The following is a 3,484-nucleotide window of genomic DNA, read 5'->3' on the forward strand; positions in this document are numbered from 1 at the left end:
CCTCAAACGCCGGCGAGGCTGAAATTGCCGGCAGCAGCCGCATTCGGCAGCAAGGCCACAGATGGCCGGGGGTGCGCGTAGCGCAGAAGGTGCTCCGCGCAGGCGGGTAGTGCGGACCCACCGGTTCGGGGGCTTCCGCTGTGACCCGCCGGGCGGCAATCTGGTACGGCACCCCCACGACGGGAGGCTGACGGCATGCGGTTCGATACCGGGCGGGTCTGTCTGGACCTGGTGGCCACCTTCACCCCGCACGAGGGGATCCCGGACGGTGACGAGCTGCGGCTGTGGCTCGCCGGCGCCGGCCTGGTCCCCGACCGGACGCCACTCGCCCGGGTGGGGCCCGACTGGGCCGCGGCCTTTCGGTCCCTGCGCTCCGACGTGGAAACGCTCGTACGGGCGGAGCTGCTCGGTACCGACCCGGACGAGAACGCCCTCGCCCGGGTCAACGCGCTGGCCGCCGGACCACCCCCGGGTCTGTGTGCCGTACGGGACCAGGAGGGCCACCTCGTACGGGAGTTGTGCGGCGGCGTGGAGTGCGGCGCGCTGCTCGCGGCCGTCGCCCGGGACGCCGTCGAGCTGCTGACCGATCCCGGCGACCGGGCCCTGCTGCGGGCCTGCGCCGGCGACGGCTGCACCCGTGTCTACCTGGACACATCCCGCGGCCACCGGCGCCGGTGGTGCTCCAGCGAGCGCTGCGGGAACCGCGAGCGCGTCGCCCGGCACCGCCGCCGGGTCCTGGCGGCCGGGTCCAGGTAAGGGTCCTGGTGCCGGGCGTACCACGCTGCGAGACCGGTTCCGGAACGGGCGTGCGGACAGGGGGCCGATTCGCGTACCTTTGACGGTCGCCCATGCACGTCAGAAGGGGGCCTTGGTGGCCGCGCAGAATGCCGCTGTCGACAGCACGGCGGATTCCGTCCGCGATCGGGAGATCGCGGTCGAGCAGACGCATCTCGACCGGGTGTACCGACGCCTTGAGGAGAAGATCCACGAGGCCGAGTTCCTCATGAACGACGCCGCCAAGCGCGGCCAGGTGGGTACGCCCGGCGCACTCGCCGAGCGCGACGCGCAGGTCTTCCGGGCGGGCATCCACCTGAACCGGTTGAACAACGAGTTCGAGGACTTTCTCTTCGGCCGCGTCGACCTGGTGCTCGGCAAGGACGGGGAGCGCGGCCCGGACGGCGCGTACACCTCCGTCGAGCCCGCCGACGACGCGATCCGCGGGGACCTCACCGCCGACATCGCCGAGACGCTGCACATCGGCCGCATCGGAGTCCTGGACTCCGACTACGCGCCGCTGGTCATCGACTGGCGCGCGCCGGCCGCCGCGCCGTTCTACCGCTCCACGCCCAAGGAGCCCGGCCGGGTCGTGCGGCGCCGCGTCATCCGCTCCAAGGGCCGCAAGGTGCTGGGCGTCGAGGACGACCTGATGCGCCCGGAGGTCACCGCCTTCCTGGACGGCCGGGAGCTCCCCGCCATCGGCGACGGCGCCCTGATGGCCGCCCTCGGGCGGGCCCGCACGCACTCGATGCGCGACATCGTCTCCTCCATCCAGGCCGAGCAGGACCTGGTCATCCGGGCCCCCGCCGCCTCCGTGGCCGAGGTCGCGGGCGGCCCCGGCACCGGCAAGACCGCCGTCGCCCTGCACCGCGCCGCCTACCTGCTCTACCAGGACCGGCGCCGCTACTCCGGCGGCATCCTGATCGTGTCGCCGACCCCGCTGCTCGTCGCGTACACCGAAGGCGTGCTGCCCTCGCTCGGCGAGGAGGGCCAGGTGGCGATCCGAGCCCTCGGCTCGCTCGTCGACGGCGCGGAGGCGACCACCTACGACTCCCCGGCCGTGGCCCGCATCAAGGGCTCCTCCCGGATGCTCAAGGTGCTTCGCAAGGCCGTACGGGGCGCGCTGGAGCTCGGTGGCGCCCCCGACCGGCTGCGCGTGGTGGCCTTCGGCCGCCGCCACGAGCTGGAGTCCGGCGAACTGAACCGGATCCGGCAGAACGTGCTCAGCGGCACCGCCCCGGTCAACCTGCTGCGCCCGCGCGCCCGCAAGCTGCTGCTCGACGCCCTCTACGCGAAGTCGGGCGGTGCCGGCCGGCACAGCGACCCGGAGCTGGCCGCCGAACTGCGCTCCGCCTTCGACGAGGACATCTCCACCGAGGATGCCTTCATCGGCTTCCTCGACGCCTGGTGGCCCGAGCTGACCCCGCGCGCCGTGCTCGCCGCACTGGCCGACGAGCGCCACCTGGGCCGCTGGTCACGGCGGGACCTCAACCCGCGCGAGACCCGCCAGCTGGCCCGCTCGCTGCGCCGGGTGGGCCCGGACGGCAAGGGCCCCCTGTCGGTGCACGACGTGGCGCTGCTGGACGAGCTCCAACTGCTGCTGGGCGCCCCCGCACGGCCCAGGCGCAGACGGGAGATGGACCCGCTGGACCAGCTCAGCGGGCTGGAGGAGCTGATGCCGACCCGCGAGGAGACCCAGTGGGAGCGGGCCGAGCGGCTCGCGGCGGAGCGCACCGAGTACGCGCACGTCATCGTCGACGAGGCCCAGGACCTGACGCCGATGCAGTGGCGGATGGTGGGCCGCCGGGGCCGGCACGGCACCTGGACGGTGGTCGGCGACCCGGCGCAGTCCTCCTGGACGGACCCGGAGGAGGCGGCCGCGGCCCGGGACGAGGCCCTGGGCAGCCGCCCGCGCCGGCGGTTCACCCTGACGGTCAACTACCGCAACCCGGCCGAGGTCGCCGAGGTCGCCTCCCGCGTGCTGCGCCTGGCGATGCCCGGAATGGAGCCGCCGTCGGCGGTGCGCTCCACGGGCCTGGAGCCCCGCTTCACGGCCGCCGCGGGTGATCTCGGCACGGCGGTCCGGGAGGAGACCCTGCGGCTGCTGGAGCAGGTGGACGGCACCGTCGGCGTGGTCGTGGCGATGGACCGGCGCGCGGAGGCCGCGGGCTGGCTCGCGGACCTCGGCGAGCGGGCGGTGGCGCTGGGCAGCCTGGAGGCCAAGGGCCTGGAGTACGACGCCACGGTGGTGGTCTCCCCCGCGGAGATCGCGGACGAGTCCCCGGCGGGCCTGCGGGTCCTGTACGTGGCGCTGACGCGTGCGACGCAGCAGCTGACGGTGGTCTCGGCGGAACGGGACAAGCCGGACGCCGACGGCGTGCCGGAGCTGCTGCTGCCGTAGGGGCTGTCCCGTGATCCCCGGCGGGCGGCCCTGAGGCGTTCTCCGGCGGGACCGGCCCGGCGGTGGCGGTTCATCGCCGGGGTCCCGGCCCGCGCGAAGCCTCGTAGGGCCGGATGGTCCGCGGCCAGGAGCGTGGTCTCGGATACGGGTGCGAGCAGGGGGATCACTTTCGGCGATCCTTTGTTAGCCTGGGTACGGCACCGACTCGATCCAAGCCCCCGGGCCCAACCTTCGTCGCTCAGAGCGACCACTTGCCGCGAGGCGAGCATGGCGGGTCGGTGTCGTAAACGTAGGAATCACCAGGTC

2 protein-coding genes are annotated in these 3,484 nt (G+C 73.9%); both read left to right on the top strand.

Going from position 1 to position 3,484, the window contains the following annotated elements; all coding sequences use genetic code 11:
• The first annotated feature begins 195 nt into the window (after positions 1-195).
• Positions 196-756 (top strand): CGNR zinc finger domain-containing protein, encoded by a 561-nt coding sequence (locus ACWGIU_RS33060; RefSeq protein ID WP_453711796.1) that lies wholly within the window; start codon positions 196-198, stop codon positions 754-756.
• 115 nt (positions 757-871) lie between these two features.
• A complete protein-coding gene (locus tag ACWGIU_RS33065) occupies positions 872-3,178 on the top strand; it encodes a HelD family protein (RefSeq protein WP_453711797.1) in 2,307 nt (768 codons plus the stop codon).
• Positions 3,179-3,484 lie beyond the last annotated feature (306 nt).

The organism is Streptomyces sp. NPDC054840 (assembly GCF_053611065.1).